The organism is Mesorhizobium sp. M0207, from assembly GCF_040321995.1.
Classification (GTDB): domain Bacteria; phylum Pseudomonadota; class Alphaproteobacteria; order Rhizobiales; family Rhizobiaceae; genus Mesorhizobium.
Genome location: NZ_JAMYSQ010000001.1, coordinates 547,529 through 566,061 on the forward strand (window position 1 = coordinate 547,529; position 18,533 = coordinate 566,061).

General features: G+C 64.4%; 15 protein-coding genes. 3 read left to right on the plus strand and 12 right to left on the minus strand.

Annotated elements, in window-relative coordinates:
* The first annotated feature begins 65 nt into the window (after nt 1-65).
* From accD to NKJ15_RS02525, 3 genes are all read left to right on the plus strand, one after another.
* The gene (accD, locus tag NKJ15_RS02515; protein ID WP_352682217.1) at nt 66-992 is read left to right on the plus strand and encodes an acetyl-CoA carboxylase, carboxyltransferase subunit beta; all 927 of its coding nucleotides are present in this window, start codon (nt 66-68) and stop codon (nt 990-992) included.
* A 51-nt stretch (nt 993-1,043) separates the two neighbouring features.
* The gene (locus NKJ15_RS02520; RefSeq protein ID WP_352813957.1) at nt 1,044-2,369 is read left to right on the plus strand and encodes a bifunctional folylpolyglutamate synthase/dihydrofolate synthase; all 1,326 of its coding nucleotides are present in this window, start codon (nt 1,044-1,046) and stop codon (nt 2,367-2,369) included.
* Between the two features lie 61 nt (nt 2,370-2,430).
* Nucleotides 2,431-2,850, plus strand: a complete 420-nt coding sequence (locus tag NKJ15_RS02525; RefSeq protein WP_352813959.1) for a VOC family protein — start codon at nt 2,431-2,433, stop codon at nt 2,848-2,850.
* 48 nt (nt 2,851-2,898) lie between these two features.
* Here NKJ15_RS02525 and NKJ15_RS02530 read toward each other — a convergent pair whose 3' ends face one another.
* From NKJ15_RS02530 to NKJ15_RS02585, 12 genes are all read right to left on the minus strand, one after another.
* Nucleotides 2,899-3,180 (minus strand): cupin domain-containing protein, encoded by a 282-nt coding sequence (locus NKJ15_RS02530; protein WP_023718287.1) that lies wholly within the window; start codon nt 3,178-3,180, stop codon nt 2,899-2,901.
* A 128-nt stretch (nt 3,181-3,308) separates the two neighbouring features.
* Nucleotides 3,309-3,632 carry a thioredoxin gene (trxA, locus tag NKJ15_RS02535; RefSeq protein WP_023677558.1) on the minus strand — a complete coding sequence of 108 codons (324 nt, stop codon included), beginning with the start codon at nt 3,630-3,632 and terminating at the stop codon, nt 3,309-3,311.
* Nucleotides 3,633-3,705: 73 nt separating this feature from the next.
* On the minus strand, nt 3,706-7,218 hold the full coding sequence (addA, locus tag NKJ15_RS02540) for a double-strand break repair helicase AddA (RefSeq protein ID WP_352813960.1): 3,513 nt from the start codon (nt 7,216-7,218) through the stop codon (nt 3,706-3,708).
* Entirely contained in the window at nt 7,215-10,352 is a 3,138-nt protein-coding gene (addB, locus tag NKJ15_RS02545) for a double-strand break repair protein AddB (RefSeq protein WP_352813961.1), read from the minus strand. The genes addA and addB overlap by 4 nt, the downstream gene beginning before the upstream one ends.
* Nucleotides 10,349-11,092 (minus strand): nucleotidyltransferase family protein, encoded by a 744-nt coding sequence (locus tag NKJ15_RS02550; protein ID WP_352814120.1) that lies wholly within the window; start codon nt 11,090-11,092, stop codon nt 10,349-10,351. Before NKJ15_RS02550 ends, addB begins: the two co-directional genes overlap by 4 nt.
* A 56-nt stretch (nt 11,093-11,148) precedes the next feature.
* A complete protein-coding gene (gene tsaE, locus NKJ15_RS02555) occupies nt 11,149-12,660 on the minus strand; it encodes a tRNA (adenosine(37)-N6)-threonylcarbamoyltransferase complex ATPase subunit type 1 TsaE (protein WP_352813962.1) in 1,512 nt (503 codons plus the stop codon).
* Between the two features lie 8 nt (nt 12,661-12,668).
* Nucleotides 12,669-15,224, minus strand: coding sequence for a sensor histidine kinase (locus NKJ15_RS02560; protein WP_352813963.1), 2,556 nt, complete (start codon nt 15,222-15,224; stop codon nt 12,669-12,671).
* 188 nt (nt 15,225-15,412) lie between these two features.
* Entirely contained in the window at nt 15,413-16,813 is a 1,401-nt protein-coding gene (gene ahcY, locus NKJ15_RS02565) for an adenosylhomocysteinase (protein ID WP_023677552.1), read from the minus strand.
* A 122-nt stretch (nt 16,814-16,935) separates the two neighbouring features.
* Entirely contained in the window at nt 16,936-17,271 is a 336-nt protein-coding gene (locus NKJ15_RS02570; protein ID WP_352813964.1) for a hypothetical protein, read from the minus strand.
* The gene (locus NKJ15_RS02575; RefSeq protein WP_023677551.1) at nt 17,225-17,521 is read right to left on the minus strand and encodes an HPr family phosphocarrier protein; all 297 of its coding nucleotides are present in this window, start codon (nt 17,519-17,521) and stop codon (nt 17,225-17,227) included. Before NKJ15_RS02575 ends, NKJ15_RS02570 begins: the two co-directional genes overlap by 47 nt.
* Entirely contained in the window at nt 17,518-17,919 is a 402-nt protein-coding gene (locus NKJ15_RS02580; RefSeq protein ID WP_023677550.1) for a PTS sugar transporter subunit IIA, read from the minus strand. The genes NKJ15_RS02575 and NKJ15_RS02580 overlap by 4 nt, the downstream gene beginning before the upstream one ends.
* A gap of 164 nt (nt 17,920-18,083) precedes the next feature.
* Nucleotides 18,084-18,530 (minus strand): HPr kinase/phosphorylase, encoded by a 447-nt coding sequence (locus tag NKJ15_RS02585; RefSeq protein WP_352744347.1) that lies wholly within the window; start codon nt 18,528-18,530, stop codon nt 18,084-18,086.
* Nucleotides 18,531-18,533 lie beyond the last annotated feature (3 nt).

Consider the following 18,533-nt stretch of genomic DNA (forward strand, 5'->3'; position numbering starts at 1 on the left):
GCGAAAACCGGTTTCCACTTTTCGGGATCATGGTCTAACTCTTCGTAAGGACAGGAGCCGAAGCGATGAACTGGATCACCAATTACGTCCGCCCGAAGATCAATTCGATGCTCGGCCGCCGCACCGACATGCCGGAAAACCTGTGGATCAAGGATCCCGAGACCGGCGAAATGGTGTTCCATAAGGATCTGGAGCAGAACCAGTTCGTCATCCCGTCCTCCGGCCACCATATGAAGATATCGGCTAAGGAACGGCTGAAATTCTTCCTCGACGACGGCAAATACGAGACGCTGGAAAACCCCAAGGTCGTTCAGGATCCGCTCAAGTTCCGCGACGAGAAGCGCTACGTAGACCGGCTTAGGGATGCCAAGGCCAAGACCGGCATGGAAGACGCCATCATCAATGCGCTGGGCACGGTCGAGGGCGTGCCGGTGGTGGTGACGGTGCAGGATTTTGCCTTCATGGGCGGCTCGCTCGGCATGGCGGCAGGTGACGCCATCGTGCATGGTTTCGAGGTCGCCTTGCAGCGCAAGCGGCCGCTGATCCTGTTTGCGGCCTCCGGCGGCGCCCGTATGCAGGAAGGCATCCTGTCGCTGATGCAGTTGCCACGGACCACGGTCGGCGTCGACAGGCTGAAGGAGGCCGGCCTGCCCTACATCGTCGTCCTGACCAACCCGACGACCGGCGGCGTCACCGCCTCGTATGCCATGCTGGGCGACGTGCATATTGCCGAGCCCGGCGCCCTGATCGGCTTTGCCGGCCCGCGCGTCATCGAGCAGACCATCCGCGAAAAGCTGCCTGACGGCTTCCAGCGCGCCGAATATCTGATGGAACACGGCATGGTCGACATGGTGGTGTCACGGCTGGAGATGCGCCAGACCATTGCACGGCTGCTGAGAATGCTGCTCAAGCTGCCGGAGGAGCAAAAATCTCAGGAACCGGAAATCTTGCCGCCGTCGGTGATTCCGGCCGAAGCCCGGCCGCACGCCTGACGCATTCGCCACTGCGATTGCGCGCCGTCCGCGGCGCGCCTAGGATTCGCCATGACCACGCTTGCCGCCGACCGCGAAATCGAAAGCCTGATGGCGCTTCATCCGAAGGGCTTCGACCTTTCGCTCGACCGCATTTCGCGGCTGCTCGAGCGGCTCGGCAATCCGCAGGACCAGCTGCCGGCGGTCATCCACATCGCCGGCACCAACGGCAAGGGCTCCTGTGCTGCTTTTTCACGGGCGCTGCTCGAAGCCGCCGGCTACCGCGTCCACGTCCACACCTCGCCACATCTGGTGAACTGGCACGAGCGCTACCGGCTGGCCGCAGATGGCGGCGGCAGGCTGGTGGACGACAAGGTCTTCGCCGAAGCCATCGCCCGCGTCGCCAAAGCCAATCAAGGCCAGAAGATCACCGTCTTCGAAATCCTCACCGCCGTCACCTTCCTGCTGTTTTCCGAACATCCGGCCGATGCCGTCATCCTCGAGGTTGGCCTTGGCGGCCGCTTCGACGCCACCAATGTCATCGCCGAGCCGGCCGTGTCGGTGATCATGCCGGTGTCGCTCGACCACGAAGCCTATCTCGGCGACCGCGTCGAGCTGATCGCCGCCGAAAAGGCCGGTATCATCAAGCGCGGATGCCCGGTCGTCATCGGCGCGCAGGAAAGCGAGACGGCCCAGCAGGTGCTCATCGAAACCGCCGAGCGGCTCGACTGCCCCGCCTTCGTCTATGGCCAGGATTTCCTTGCCTATGAGGAAAACGGGCGCATAGTCTATCAGGACGAAGACGGATTGATGGACCTGCCGCCGCCGCGCCTGCCGGGGCGCCATCAATTCGCCAATGCGGCGGCGGCGATCGCGGCGGTCAAGGCGGCGGGCTTCGAGATCAGCCACCGCGCTGCCGAGAAGGCGATGGCGAATGTTGCCTGGCCGGGCCGCATGCAAAAGCTGCCGCAAGGACGGCTGAGCGAACTGGCGCCGAAGGGCGCCGACATCTGGCTCGACGGCGGCCACAATCCCGGCGCTGGCGTGGTCGTCGCCGAGGCGCTGGCCGAGCAGGAGGAAAAGAACCCGCGTCCGCTGTTCCTGATCTCGGGTATGATCAACACCAAGGACCAGAGCGGCTATTTCCGCGCCTTCAAAGGGCTGGTCCGGCATGTCTACACCGTGCCGGTGAGCCTGAGCGACGCGGGCGTGCCGAACGACGAGCTGGCGACCCGCGCCATCGAGGCCGGCTTGTCGGCCGAACCGGTCAGTTCCGTCGCCAATGCGCTGATGCTGCTGCGCGACACATGGGACGGACCGCCGCCGCGCATCCTGATCGGCGGGTCACTTTACCTGGCCGGCGCGGTGTTGGCCGAAAACGGCACGCCGCCGGTTTGAGGCGTGCTTCAGCCGGGCCACGGTGACGCCACACTTGTCAGACCACCGCGAGGAGCCAATCATGATCAAGGTAAAGCAGCTCGCACACGTTTGCATTTTCGCGAATGACCTGGAGATGACGCGAAGCTTCTATCGGGACGTCCTCGGCATGGACACCCAGTTCAATTTCCTGCGCGACGGGAAGATTTTCGGCTTCTACCTCAATTGCGGCAGCCGTAGCCATGTCGAGGTGTTCCAGAAAGACGGCGCCAGCTATGGCGACTTGAACCAGATCAACCACTTCTGCCTCGAAGTAGACAATATCGACGCCGCGATCGCCCATCTGAGGTCAAAGGGGGTTGATGTCACTTCCAAGAAACGCGCGTGCGATGACACCTACCAGGCTTGGATCCGCGACCCCAACGGCGTGAAGATAGAACTGTTCGAATACACTGAGAAAAGCGCACAATTCGTCGGCGGCGATCGTATCGCGGATTGGTGATCGCGCCTCGCCGCGACAATTGTAGCGGTGCAGCCGATGGTTGGTGGACTACTTCAGCTCGACCTCGATGAAGGCGAATTCGCCATCGTTTGCGCTGATGACGTCATGTTCGACGCCCTCGTTGCGGAAATACGGCGCGCCCTTCTTCATCTCGGCAAAGGATTCGCCATCCTTGGTCAGGAGCTTCACCTTGCCGTCGGTCAACGGCACGATCACATAGTCGTGGCCATGGCGGTGCCAGCCGGTGTTGTCGCCCGGGGCGAAGCGGTATTCGGTGACGATGACGCGCTCATTGTCGATGAAGACGGTGGCCTTGGCGGATCCGGTCATATCGCTTCTCCTGCTTTAAGCCAGACAAGAGCATGAGACGGCAAGTGGCGAGTGCCAGATCTGCGGATCGGTGACGCCACAATAAAGCCCAGCGCGAGGCCGGGCTTTTCTGCAAAATTTTGATCGGATCAGGCGAGACTGCCGTTGATCCAGTGCGACAATGCCGTTTTCGGCGCAGCACCGACCTTCATGTCGGCGACTTCGCCGCCCTTGAAGATCATCAGCGTCGGGATCGAGCGCACGCCGAACTGCGCGGCCAGCTCAGGATTCTCGTCTATGTTGAGCTTGGCGATCTTTATCTTGCTGCCGAGTTCGATGGCGATGTCCTCGAGCGCCGGGGCGATCATCTTGCACGGGCCGCACCATTCCGCCCAGAAATCGACCACGACTGGCTCCTTGGCGTTGAGCACGTCGGCCTGGAAATTGCTCTTGTCGACCTTGACGGTGGCCATGCTGAGATCCTTTCGATTTATTCGTCGCACCAAATGTGGTGGTGATCGCGTCCGTCTTCAAGCAAGTGTTGTGTCACGCTCCCGTGAGTCTAGCAAGCGCGTCGTCCATGACCGCTGCCGGCAGCTCGATCAGCCGCGGCGCCTCGGTGAACAGCAGCGCCGCCGAGACCTCGCGTCCCGGATAGAGCGGCTGAAGCAGCGCGCGATAAATTGCGAGCTGCAGAACATAGGCTTGCGGCACTTCGGCGAGCGTAGCTGGCGCTGGCCGATTGGTCTTGTAGTCGACGATCGAAACCTTGTCCGGCGTTACTGCCAACCGGTCGATCTTGCCGGAAATCGAGCGCAGTTTGCCCCTTACCTCCAGGCTGCCCATGATGGCGACTTCGGCGCGCGAGTTTGGCGCAAACAGCGGCGCGAAGCGGCTGTCGGCAAGAATTCTGAAAACGCCAGCCAAGGCCTTGTCGTGCTCGTCGTCGGGCCATGCCGCGCCGGCTCTTGCCAGATAGCGTTCGGCGGCATCCCGGCGTGTTCCCTCGGCGATGCCGGGCAGCATCTGCAGCAATTTGTGCAGCGCCAGCCCGCGCACGACGGCAAGGCCGGGCTCGGCGTCGGCATCCAGCACCGGCGAACGCGTGTCGGCCACCGCTTGCCGCGCCTCGTCGATCAGCACCGAGGCGCCGGACGGCGAGAGCGGCCGCGGCAATTCTTCGAAGGGCGGCAGCGGCCGGAACAGGGTTTCAGGCAGTGGTGCAAAGCGTCCCGCCTGTCGTGCCTCATCCACTGACGCCGGTGGCATGGGCGGCAGTTTCGTCACCTGGAAACGATGCACGGTCTCGCCAGTGGCGGGATGCCGGCGTTCTTCGCTCTCTGCGGCACCGACCAGTGCGCGGCTGACGATCGAATGCCAGGTACCGATATTCGGCGCCCGCTTGCCGTGATAGCCGCAGACGATCAGCCGATCCTCGGCGCGGGTCATGCCGACATAGAGCAGCCGGCGGTATTCGTCGTCGGCGAGCTCGCGGGCGCGGGCCGATGCGGCGCGTGAAAACCCATTTGCGACATCGCTGGCCGAACGCCAGAGATAGCCCTTGCCCTCCCAGCAGTCGCCCGAGCCTTCGAACGGCATCAATCTCGGCAGATGCTGGTCACTGAACGGCGCGGAGCCGCCATCGACAAGGAATACCACCGGCGCCTCCAGGCCTTTGGCGGCATGCACGGTCATGACGCGAACCTCGTCGCGGGTCTGGTCCATTTCGCGCTTGATCTCCGGGCCGGCGTTTTCCAACGTCGACAGGAAGGATTCCAGTCCCGGCAGGCCGGTCCGCTCCTCGGCCAGGCAGAAATTCAGGAATTCGTCGAGGACGTCGCCGGCCTCCGGCCCGAGCCGCGCGATCATCTTCTTGCGCAGGCCGTCGCGGGCGAGAGCTGCAGCATAGAATTCGAACACCGGCTTGAATGCGGCCTCGTTCGACCATGTGCCGAGCCGGCTGACGACGGCGGCCAACGCCTCGCTTTCGCCGGCATGCCGGCGCAGCGAGGCGATCAGCGAGACGCTCGATGGCCTCTCCGCAGCAAGCGCGAAAAGCTGCTCTTCCGAGACATCGAAGATCGGGCTGCGCAGCACGGCGGCCAGCGACAGATCGTCCTCGGGCTGGATTAGAAAGTGACCGAGTGCGATCAGGTCCTTCACCGCGATATGGCCAGGCAGGCTGAGCCGGTCGGCGCCGGCCACCGGGATGTGGCGGCGCTTCAACGCCCGTGTCAGCGCATGGACGAAGCGGTCGCGCTTGCGCACCAGCACCAGCACGTCGCCGGGCCGGAGTTTCTTGCCGCGGCCTTCGATGACCTCACCGTTGCCGATCCAGCCGGCAATCGTTGCGGCGACGTTTTCAGCGACGCGGACTGCCGGCGCGTGGGCATGGTCGACCGCTTGCGTCCAATCGTCTGGTTCGTCGACGACGTTGGCGCCGAGCGACGGCCAGACCTCGACATGACCCGGCGCATCGGTGCGGATCGCCTTGTGGTCGAGCGGATCGGGATCGTGGCTGATGCCGCGCCGCACGTTCGGGTCGGCAAAGACCCGGTCGACGGCGGCAAGAACATCTTCGGTCGAGCGAAACGACCAGGTTAGCTTGAGATCGGCGAAGGCGGCGGCGGCGGATCTGACTTTGCCGGCAAACAAAAGCCGGCTGTCGGCAAAGGAGTCCGGGGCGGCGCCCTGGAAGGAATAGATCGACTGCTTTTCGTCGCCGACAGCAAAGATGGTGCGGTGGACGGCGTCGCGTGCGCCGAGCCCGGCAAAGAACTCCTCCGCCAGCCGCTTGACCACCTCCCACTGGTCGGGACTGGTGTCCTGCGCCTCGTCGAGGAGGATGTGGTCGATGCCCTGGTCGAGCTTGTACTGCACCCATGGACCGGCGTCGGGCCGCGCCAGTAGATGGACCGTGCGGGTGATCAGGTCGTTGAAGTCGAGGAAGCCCCGGGCGCGCTTCAATTGCTCGTAGCGGGCGATCAGCCAGTCGGCGATGGTCAGCGCCGCACGCGTGCCTTCCAGCATCCTGAACAAGGCCAGCCGGTCGGAGATTTCGAGAATGGCGTCGACCGCCGCCAGATATCGTTCGGCAAGATCTGGCAACCGGTCCAGCAATGCCCTCTTAAACGTCTTTGCCGGATCGTAAGGCTCGCCGTCGGCCCTCAGGAAAGCCTTGGAGAGCAAATTCAGGCGACGTACCGGATCCTCCTCGGCAAAGGCAAGGCGGGCGTATGGCAGCAGATTGTTCAGCACGATGCGCGCATCGGCGGCCTCGGCTGCCCGTGAAAAGGTGACGAGATAATCCGGCAGGAAGCCGGGCAGCGGCCAGACCGAGGCGGCTATACCTTCGGCCGTCTGGCCGGCGCGGAAATGGAACTCGTCGAACAGCGCCTGAAAACCATCGCCGCCGGCCGCGGCGATGAACGCACGCAAACCATCGCGCTTGCGCACGATCTCGGCCAGCAGTGCGTCGAGCCCATGCTCGCCGCCGCGCTCCAGCACGGTTGCGAAGGCCTCGGACAATGCCGCATCGCCTGCAACGCCGCCCGAAATCATGTCGCGGCGGGCGGCGGCGAACAGCGAAGCCTCCATTTGCGGATCGAGCATTTCGAAATGCGCAGGGATATTGGCTTCCAGCGGGAACTGATGCAGCACCGATTCGCAGAAGGCGTGGATGGTCTGGATCTTCAGCCCGCCCGGTGTTTCCAGCGCCTCGGCGAACAACCGCCGCGCCCGGCGCATGGTTTCGCGGTCGGGCTGGCGGCCGTCCAGCGCCTCTATCCGTGTCGAGAGCTCGGCATCGCCCAGGGCCGTCCATTGCGACAGCGTCGAAAACACCCGGTTCGACATGTTGGCGGCGGCGGCACGCGTATAGGTCAGGCACAGGATCTTGGACGGATCGGTGCCGCGCAGCAACAGCCGGATAACGCGCTGGGCGAGTACATGGGTCTTGCCCGATCCGGCATTGGCCGACACCCAGGCGGAATTGCGCGGGTCGGACGCGCTTGCCTGGCTCGCGGCAGTGTCGCTTGGAATGGGGTAGGCCTTTTTCATGCCTCCCCTCCCTCGTCATCGGCGTCGCCGCCGGCGGACCATTCGAGCACGCGGGCGAGATGGTCGTAGTCGCCGTCGGTCTCGCCCTCGCGGAACGGCAGCGCCCGCGACAGATAGCCGGTCGCCGGGTCGGCGTAGTGGATCAGCAGTTTTTCCAGCCGCGCCCACGCTTCTTCGGCGAGATCGGCGGCGGTTCGCGGCTTGCGGTTGTATTCGAGGATGGATTCCTCGAACACTTCGCCATTCGGCCTCAGCCGCACGAAGGCCAGTTGCGACGGCTCGCATGCGCCAAGCTCCTTGAAAGCGCCGCGCCTGAGCAGCGCGCCCTCGAGTGCCAGTTGCGGCGCGAGCAGCGTGTGCGCCTGTGCTTTGGATGGCGAGGAGCCGGTCTTGTAATCGAGGATGTCGGCCATGCCGCCGGCCAGCAGATCGATGCGATCGGCATAGCCGGACAGGGTCACACCGGATCGGCCCACACCGGTCTTTTCGGCGCGTTCCTCGGCGTGCCGCCGTGCCACGGCTGCGGCCCGGCCGCGCTCCCATTCGATGATGCCGGCGGCAAGCTTTTCGAAGCGTGGCCACCACACCGCCTCGACATCGGCCGGCAGCGCCGCCTCGGCAAAGCAGGAGCGGCCTGCGGCGATGAGCCCGTCCAGCGCCTCCGGCGCGCGCGGGTCGGCCACCCTCGCCGAGAAGAGGTGCAGAATTGCGTGAAACAGCGTGCCACGCTCGGCAGCGCCCGGATCGCGAATGACCGGATCGAGCGGCATCAGGCCGAGTATCCTTCTGGCATAGACCGCATAGGGATCGCGACGCAGCGTTTCGATCTCGGTGACCGAGAAGTGGTGCGGCCGCGCGGCGAGCGGCGGTTTCGGCTGCGGCCGCGGCGCAAAGTCCTGCTTTTCGCCGGCATCGAGCACACGCGCCCAGGCAAGCAGTTCGTCGCCGCGCCGGCGAAGTGCAGCAGCGTGGTCCTCGCCGACGAATGTAAGGATGCGCTGCAGCCAGCGCGAAGGTACCGACGGTGCATCGCCGGAGCGGCCGGAGCGAGCCAGCACCACTTTTTTGGCGCCCATGGCCATCTGGAAATCATGGGCGGAAAGGCCGATGCGCCGCTCGGGCGGTTCAAGATCGATGCCGGTCTTCATCAGCCGCGACATGAAGCGGTCGCTCTCCGGCTTGCGCGGCCACACGCCTTCGTTGAGGCCGCCGACGACCAGCGTGTCGACATCCTGAAGCCGCGCTTCCAGCACACCCCAGATGGCGATGTTCCTGTCGGTGCCCTGCGCCGGCTTGACCGTCTCGGGCGCGATCAGCGCCTCCATCACGTCAGGCCATTCGTCAGCGGCGAAGGAGAACGACACCGAGGCCGCGACCAGCCCGCGTAAGAGCTCGGCGAGCTTTTCGCCGGCATCGCCCGCATAGAGTTCGCTCAGGCTGCCGTCAGCGGCGCGGCCGAGACTTTCGAGCGCAACGACGCTGGCGCGCACAAGGGTGGCAAGATCGGCATTCTCGTCGCCGCGAAGAGCAACCAGCGGCGCCAGCGCGGCCGTTAGCCGGATCAGCAGGTCGCGCGCCTGTTCGATGCGCCTGACCGAAAGCCGCGGCCACCAGAAGGGTGGGCGGCGATTGCCGCTGCCGTCGAATTCGAGGAGCCGGGTGTCGAAGAGCTGCGGCAGCGACGCCACGTCCGGACGCCCTGTGCCACCGCGCAGCGCCACAAGTTCGACGATTTCGGCCGCATGGCGCACGCTTGCCCGCTCCAGGCCGAGGCCAAGCAGGGGATGCTTGAGCAGCGACAGCAGGGCGACGGGGTCGCCCGGGCGGAAGGCTGCCTGAAGCGCCAGCCTGAGCAGGCTGGCGGCTGGTGTGTTGATCAGCGGCGTGCCGCCGGAATCGTCGGCGGCAACGCCGAAGCGCAGCAGCTCGACTGAGACGCGCCGCGCCAGAGCGCGGTCGCCGGTGACGAGTGCGGCGCGCTGGCCGGGCCGTTCGACAGCCTGTTTGAGCGCGACGGCGATCGCCACGGCTTCGTCGCGTTCGCTGGCGGCTTCGAGAAGCGTCACCTCGGCGAAGGCCTCGGCAATATCGCCGGCCCTAAAGCGGGCGCGCGTCTCGGCCCAGAGCTCGGTGGTCTCCGCCGGGCGCAGCGCTTCGCCGACAAGTGCGGCGCGCAGCGCAAGCGGTGGCGGCGCAACAGCAAGCTCCTCGACATCGGCGCGCGGCACGCCGATCTTGCCGATCAACTTTGCCAGGCCGTATTGCGGGTGGCCAAGCACGGCTGGCCGCGCGCCCGGTGTGGTGATCGCGGCAAAGGATGGCTCGTCCAATGCCCGGTCGAGCCCGGGCAGCACAACGGCGCCATTGGGCAGACCGGCGATCACGGCAAGCAGCTCGGCCGTGGCGGGAATGGAGCCGGTGGAACCGGCGGCGATCACCGGTCCGGCCGGCGGATTGCGCTTCAGCCGCGCCGCCTCCAGCCTAATCAGGGCATTACGATGCGCGGCCGGATTGGAACGATGGCGTTCCTCGAGCAGGTTCGGCCAGTTCTCCGTCACGATGGTCAGGAAGTCGAGTGTCACCTGCCACCAGCCTGCAAGATTGCCGGTTACAAGGTCGGCGAGCCTTGCCCAATCGGTGCCTTCGGTGTCGATCTCATCCATCAGGCGTGCAAGGTCGCGCGCCAGCCAGATGGCGTCGGCGGCGGAGGCCGGTATGACGATCTCCTCGTCGAACAATGCCGCGACATGTGCCGGCAGGCGGCGTTTCCACGCCCGCACCAGCGGCGCAAGCAGCAGAAGACGCTCGACCGCGGCGATCGGCGGCGCAAGGTCGATGGCGGCCGAACCTCCTGCCTCGAAGGCGGCTTCATCCTCATCGAACTCACCAAGCGGGCGGATGACCGGCAGGATCGCCGAGCGGCTTCCCGAGCGCGAGAGAGCATCGACGAAGACGCCGCGAAGCGCCCGCGCCGCACGGCGCGTCGGCACATAGATGGTGAGATCGGCCAGCGCCAGCGGATCGCCGTCATAGGCGAAGCCGGGAACCAAGCGCCCCGCAAGCAGCGCCTCGGCCAGCGTCGGCAGGAACGGCGCTCCGGGCGGGATCGAGAAAACGCGGCGGGAGCCGCTCATTTCGACTCGGTAAGAGCGCCGGGTGCCTCACCGACAGCATTGGGCGTGCCAGCAAGCGCGGCGGCGACCGCTGCTTCCGCCCGCGGGATCGCGTCAGGTGTGCCGACAGTAATCCAGTGGCCCTGCATTTTCATGCCGAACAGGCGGCCGGCGGCGATTGCCGCATCGAAATAGGCGTTGAGAGAGTGTGGACCGGCCGGCGCATCCTTGAAGATGCGCGGATGGACGATTGCGGCGCCGGCATAGATCAGGCCGGCCGGATCGTTGTTCGCACGCCGCAAGGCGCCGTCCGGCGCCACCAGGAAATCGGTGCCGCCGCTATGTCCGGTTGCCGACTGGAGATCCGCAAGCATCAGCAGAATGTCCATTGTCGCGCCCTCCCATGCAAGGGCAAGACGCCTGAGATTGGAAACGCCGCTGTCGATCCAGAAGGTGTCGGCGTTGAGCACATAGAAGGGCGCCCCTAACCTGGGCAATGCCTTGACGATACCACCGGCGGAGTCAAGCAAGCCCCTACTCTCATCCGAGATGACGATTCTCGGCGCACTGCGGCGGGCTACATGGTCCACGATCTGTTGCGGGAGGTAATGGACGTTGACGACGGCCTTGGCGACGCCGGCTCCGGCTAGGCAGTCCAGCCCCCAGTCGAGCAATGTCTTGCCGGCGACCTTGACCAGCGGCTTCGGCATGGTGTCGGTGATCGGCCGCATGCGCTTGCCGAGCCCGGCGGCGAGCACCATGGCGGTCGTCGGCATCGGCTGCTCATCCGCCGCCTTCAGGCCCAAATCCTTAGCCGTCAAATCGAGCGTTCCTCCAGGAAGCCGTGGGCGATGTAGAAATCCTGCAGCCCGGCCAGCGCCGGATGCGCCAGTGCCCGGCGAAGATAGTCGCGGATGCGCGGCAGATGCTTCAGATAATAAGGCTTGCCGTCGCGTTTTTCGAGCCGCACGAAGATGCCGAGGATCTTGGAATTGCGCTGTGCGGCCATGATTGCATAGGTTTCGCGGAATTCGTTCTCATCGAAGGCACCGGCAGCACGTCGCGCGGCGATGTAGGCGGCGAGCGTGTGCTTTTCGATTTCAGGTGAGATGGTGACGCGCGCGTCCATGGCGAGCGAGGCGACGTCGTAGGCTGACGGACCGATCAGCGCATCCTGGACATCGACGACGCCGAGGCGGTCGTGACCGAAACGGTCAGCGCGCCAGATCAGGTTGGGCGAATGAAAGTCGCGCAGCATCAGCGTGTACTCGCGCCCCTCCAGCCGATCGAGCACCGCACTCCATTCGCTGCGGTAACCGGCGCGCAGCGCCTCTCTAGGCGGAGCGCCTGATATCGCCGGGACATACCAATCGACCAGCAATTCGGCCTCGATCATTATGGCGTCGCGGTCGAAAGGCGGCACGTCGTGGAAGACGCCGGGGCCGGCCTGCATGCGGGCCGGCCATGTTTTGCCGTGCATCATGGCAAGCAGTTCGGCCGCCGCCGCATAACGCGCGGCCACCGGCTGGCCGCGCTTGTCGAGGAAGCCTTGGGAACCGAGATGCTCCAGCAGAAGAAAACCCTGCTCGAGATCCTGGGCATGGATTTCCGGGACGCTGACGCCGCCGGCCCGCAAGGCCCGGTCGATGGCGACGAACGCCGAAACGGATTGCGCGGTGTGAGCGATCTCGGCATAGGGTTTGCCGTCGCGGACTGGCGGTCCGAGCACCAGCCTTGGCGAGTTCATCAGCACGCGCGGCGGAAATCCGGCGAGCGTGACGATCTCGTAGGAGCGAGCCGAGGCATCACCGATGAAATATCGTCGCTGCGCTTCGCCCCAACCGGCCTGCCCGAGAAAATCGCGCATTGCCAGCGATCGCGCCGCGCGCTCGAAGGCGGCGCCCTCTCCCGATAGTCTCGCCAGTCGGCCGTCGCCCTGCTGGAGAAGTTCGACCAGCACCGAGGTTTTCGGCAGATATGCCTCTGCCCGCTCCGGCCATTCGACCAGCGCGGCGCCTTGCGTCAGCGCCTCGTCGAAGCCCAGCTCGTCCAGCTCGGATGCCGTGCCCAAGCGGTAGAGATCGAAATGATGAACCGGCACACGCGCGTCGTAGCTCTGGACCAGCGTGAAGGTCGGGCTCGGCACGTCGAGCCCGGCATCGTCGGCCAGTGCCCTGATCAGCGCCCGTGCCAAGGTCGATTTGCCGGCGCCGAGATCGCCCTTGAGGGCGAGCACGTCGCCAACGCGCAGCGACATGGCGAGATCCTCGCCGAACCTTGCCGTCGCAGCCTCGTCGGCGAGAAAACGCTCCAGCACCAATACCGCCATCGAACGCGCTACTCGGCCGCCGCGCGGATGCCGGACGGCGTGTCGGGAAAGGCGCAAACAACCGTGGTGCCCTTATCCCTGCCGGTCTCGATGCGGACGCTGCCGCCATGCAGTTCGACAAAGCTCTTGACGATCGACAGGCCGAGCCCGGCGCCACGGCGGCGGCCGCCATTGGTGCGCGGCTCGAAGCGCCGGAACACTGAGTCAAGCAGGTCCGGCGGCATGCCGGGGCCGTCATCGTGAACGGAAAATTCCACGCCGTCGGCAAGTTGGCGGCAGGCGAGCGTTATGGTGCTCGCCTCCGGCGCGTAATTGGCGGCATTGCTGAGCAGATTGAAGAGGATCTGGCGGACGCGGATCTCGTCGCCGTGGAAGGTTTTCGGCGCGGCCGCCGCGTCGATCCTGAGCTTGATCGCATGTTCCTCCAGCCGGTCGGCGACCAGTTCGGCGGCAGCCGTAATGGTTCGATCGATGTGAACTTCGGAAATGTCGAGTTCCATGATGCCGGCATCCACCGTCGCCAGGTCGAGGATGTCGTTGACGATGGTGAGCAGGACCGAGGAGGACGAGCCGACATGCCCGATATATTCGCGTTGCTTCTGGTTCAGCGGACCAGTCGACGGCAGTGAAAGAAGCTCGGTAAAGCCGATGATGTTGGTGAGTGGCGAGCGCAGCTCATAGGAGACGTGCTGCACGAATTCGTTCTTGATCTGGTCGGACTTTTGCAGCGCCTCATTCTTGTCCTTCAGCGCCCGCTCGACATTGACGCTGTCGGTAACGTCGACGAAGGTCATCATCACCTGGCCGTTGGGCAAAGGGATGACGGCGTAGCGCAAAACGGTGCCGTTGTTCAATTCGGTTTGGCCGTGGCGGTCGCGGCGCTCGTCGTCGAAGCCGGTGATGGCGGCAACGAACCCGCCCCACGGACTGTCGACGGCACGGCGGTCGCAAAGGTCGCGGATCGTCGAGACATGGACGTTGGGTTTTGAGGCATCGGCATCCAGCCCCCACAATGCCGCGAACGCCGGGTTCGACAGTCTCAGCCTGCCGTCGGGGCCGAACACAGCGACGCCTTCGGCGAGGTTGTCGAGCGTCTCGCCCTGGACCCGGACGGCGGTCTGGTAGCGGCTTTCAAGGTCCATCTTCTCGGTCAGGTTCTCGAACACCCAGGTGACGCCGCCCTTGGGCTGCGGATTGGCGACGACGCGAATGGTCTTGCCGTCCGGCAGATGCCACCAATGCTCCTGCGATTCAACCGCGCGGTAAGCGCCGAGCAGGCTCTCTTTCCAGCGCCGCCATTCGGGCTGCTCGGCGATCTTGCCTTCGCTGCGCAGGCGGTCGAGCAGCAAGGCGTTGTCCGGCGCGCTGTGCAGGAAGCCGCTGTCGAGGCCCCATAGTTTCTGGAACGCCTGATTGAAAAACCGCAATTTCTCGTCGGTGTCGAAAATCGCCACGGCGGTGTTGAGCTGATCGAGCGTGTCGGCGTGGCTCTGCATGGTCCGCTCATATTCGGCGCGAATGGCCTCGATAGCGCTGATGTCGCAGGCAAGACCAGCCGAACCATCCGCCCCGGCAAAATCGGTCACGGCAAACATACGGCGGTCGCCTTCGATGACCGTGGAGAGCGTCTGTTCAAAGACCGCGCGCGACCTGTGCTGCGCAGCGATCGTGTCGCGCGCCTGGCCGCCGAGGAATTCCTTGCCATCGCGGACCGCCGCTTCGGCATTCTCGGCCTCGACCGCTTCGGCATAGGCGCGGTTGACCCATTTCAGCCGCCCGTCGACAGTACGCAGCCATGACGGCATCTTGAGCGCATCCAGAAGACCGATCAGCGTCTCATGGTCGGCGGCTAAGCGCTGGTTCTCGATCTTCAGCCTGGCCTGGCTTCGCTGTGTCTCCGAAAGCGAGACGAAGCGAACCAGCACATGCGCCGCACTCTTGCGGCCGTGAACCTCGAGCGGCTGGCCGGCCTGCGATTCGATGACCAGATCGAACGGCTTTGCCTGGTCCCGCAGTGCCGCGACGGCATGTTCGAGTGCAGCCGCCGAACGCGGCATCAGCCAGCGGCCGAAAGCCAGGAAGGCCGCCCGGTCCTCCGGCGCGCCGCTCTCGATCGGCAATGTCCCGACAAGCTCGGGCTTCTTGTTCTCGGCCGCCCATACCACCACGCGCTGATCGCGGGAATGGAGCAGCGCCTCCGAGCGCTGCAGCGCGGCATTGACGTCGGCGATACGGGTCCTGAGCTCGGCATTTTCCGCCGCGGTGCGCGCCCGTTCGCGGATCAGAAAGATGGCCGACAGCAATGCCGCCCCCATGACGCCGACGAACATGGCGAGTTGCATGACCTCGACCGTGCTGACCGACAGCCCGGTCGCCACGCGGGTTTGGGCATGTGCAGTAAAGCCAAGCAGCGGACCAACCAGCGCGGAAGAAGCAAGCAGCACCCCGACACGGCTGCCGGCGCGCCATAGAAGGCTGCCGCCTCTGGCAGCGGAGCCCGTGATCGAATCGTTATGGCCGCCGGAAACGGCCTGTCCCGCGCAAGGCGGGTTATCCCCCGGCATGTCTTGGTCCTCTTCGCCGCCTGAATGCAAGACCGCCCTGATGCGTGCGCCCGGGCCTCGTCCCCGGACCGCGAATCAGCACCATAGCGCTTGCGCGAATCGGCGTGAAGAATCAATCAGCGCAAAAATAAAGCCGGGCGAAAAGTCAATCGCCCGGCTTCAATATCTAGTGGCAAGTTTCGCCGTGGTTAATAGCGGTAGTGTTCCGGCTTGAACGGTCCCTGCGGAGTGACGCCGATATAGGCGGCCTGTTCGCCGGACAGTTCGGTCAGGCGGGCACCGAGCTTGTCGAGATGCAGGCGCGCGACCTTTTCGTCGAGATGCTTCGGCAGGACATAGACCTGGTTCTCGTACTGGCCGGGCTTGGTGTACAGCTCGATCTGGGCCAACACCTGATTGGTGAAGGACGCCGACATGACGAAGCTCGGGTGGCCGGTAGCGTTGCCGAGGTTGAGCAGGCGGCCTTCCGACAAAAGGATCATCCGCTTGCCGTCCGGGAAGGTGATCATATCCACCTGAGGCTTGATGTTGGTCCATTTCAGGTTGCGCAGCGAGGCCACCTGGATCTCGTTGTCGAAGTGACCGATGTTGCCGACGATCACCATGTCCTTCATCAGGCGCATGTGGTCGAGGGTAACGACGTCCTTGTTGCCGGTGGTGGTGATGACGATGTCGGCCGTCGGCGCCGCGTCTTCGAGCGTGACCACCTCGAAACCGTCCATCGCCGCCTGCAGCGCGCAGATCGGATCGACCTCGGTGACCTTGACGCGGGCGCCGGCGCCCTTGAGCGAAGCCGACGAGCCCTTGCCGACGTCGCCATAGCCGCAGACAACCGCGACCTTGCCAGCCATCATCGTGTCGGTGCCGCGGCGAATGCCGTCGACAAGCGATTCCTTGCAGCCATATTTGTTGTCGAATTTCGACTTGGTGACGGAATCATTGACGTTGATCGCCGGGAACGGCAGCAGGCCTTTTTTCTGCAACTGATAGAGCCGGTTGACGCCGGTCGTCGTCTCTTCGGTGACGCCGCGGATCGCTTCCTTCTGCTTGGTGAAGAAGCCGGGCGATGCCTGCATGCGCTTCTTGATCTGGGCAAACAGGATCTCTTCCTCTTCGCTGCCCGGATTGGACAGCACATCCTCGCCGGCCTCGGCGCGGGCGCCGATCAGGATGTACATGGTGGCATCGCCACCGTCATCGAGGATCATGTTGGAGGTGCCGCCATCGGCCCACTGGAAGATCTTGTCGGTGTAGACCCAATAATCCTCCAGCGTCTCGCCCTTGACGGCAAACACCGGAATTCCGGCCTCGGCAATGGCCGCGGCAGCGTGGTCCTGGGTCGAGAAGATATTGCAGGAAGCCCAGCGGATGTCGGCGCCGAGCGCTTTCAGCGTTTCGATCAGCACCGCCGTCTGGATGGTCATGTGCAGCGAACCGGTGATGCGCGCGCCCTTGAGCGGCTTCTTGTCGCCGAATTCCTCGCGGCAGGCCATCAGGCCGGGCATTTCGGTTTCGGCGATCTCGATCTCCTTGCGGCCCCAGCCGGCAAGCGCGATGTCAGCGACCACATAGTCCTTGCTACCCGTCATGGCAGTGCTCCGATGCGAATTGATTGCGGGACGCGCCCGCCCCGAAGGCATTTCGGAGGGCGCGAGTTGCCGGCCTGACTAGCAGATCGGGAGTGGGACGACAATGGGATATAAAGAAATCTTTATCCGTGCATGTCTTCAGCGGCGGCGGCCATGAGAGCGCGCAGAAGGGGTGCTGTCCAAGGTGGCCGTCCTTCAGACCTCAAATCGGCAACACTTTCAAAGCCGGAAACAAAAACCCGCCTCGGCGGGCGGGTCTTCGGGGCCAATTGGCACCATAGCGAAATTAGTAGCATAGCTGCCGGCACAAAGCAAGAACAAAATACGCGACGGTCGCGCAAAAATGCGATTTCCTTCACCGCCGCAAGGTTGCGCCCGAACATGCCGTAGCAGGTGCCGTCGGCGAAGCCGTCAGCATTCCTCGCCAAAACGGGAAGCAACCAGTTGCTCCAGCGCATCGATAACCTCTTCGGCCTCCGGGCCGGTGGCGGTGACGCGGATCGAATAACCGGGGCTCGCCGCCAGCATCATCAGGCCCATGATCGAGGTACCGCCGACCTTGACGCCGTCCTTCTCGACCTGGACCGTGGCGTTGAAGCCGCTGGCGATTTGAACGAACTTGGCCGAGGCGCGTGCGTGCAGGCCGCGCTGGTTGACGATTGGAAAGTCGCGAACGATCTTGTCCTTTTCCGGCAACAGCGCGCTCATTTGCTGCTCAGGAGTTGACTGGCGACATTGATGTATTTGCGGCCGGCAGCCTGCGCCTCATCCAGCGCGGCCGTCATGTTGTCGCCCTTGCGAACGCTGGACAGCTTGATCAGCATCGGCAGGTTCATGCCGGCAATGACCTCGATACGCCCGGATTCCATCACGGAAATGGCGAGGTTAGAGGGCGTGCCGCCGAACATGTCGGTCAAAACGATGACGCCTGATCCCGTATCGACGCGGCCGACTGCCTCGATAATGTCGCGGCGGCGCTGTTCCATATCGTCGTCGGCACCGATCGCCACGGTCTCGAAATTGTCTTGTGGCCCAACGACATGTTCCACGGCATTGCGGAACTCGGCGGCCAGTTGACCGTGCGTTACAAGCACGAGTCCGATCATTCTTTGGTGGCTCCCGTCATCGCCGCTTCACAGGCGCATTTTATGCTCGCCGACCGTTCCAGGTGGCGGGAGCGCTATCTTGTCGACGCAAGGCCCGTTGACAAGCCCAAAATTGCGCCGGCCCAAGCCAATTTGACGCATTGCAGCAAAAAATCGAAATCGGATCACAGGAAAGGCGCAATCGACAGGCGCGACATCACTGCCGGCAAGGCCGCCGCTACATTGCGCCCGGCAAGATCGATGCGCGGCACTGGTACGCCGACAACGAGTTCGCTGCAGTCTTCCTGGAAGCGGGCCATTTTGCCGGCTGGCACCAGCCGGATAATGAGGTCGATCACGCAGCTTGGCTCGAACCGTATCGGTTTGGGGCCGAATCCCGGCACCTCGACGAGGCCGGCTATGCTGGCTGGTGCGCGGCAGACCAGCCGCCCGTCGCAATCTGCAGCATAGAGCTGGTCATCGCCGATCAGCCGGGAAAACAGCCCACGCTGGCTGCAATGATCGATCAGGGCGAGCGCCAGCGTCGTCTTGCCCAAACCGGACGGTCCGGTGATGAGAATGCCGCGATCACCTACCAGGATCGCGGTGCCGTGAATATTTTCAGGCTGCACAAT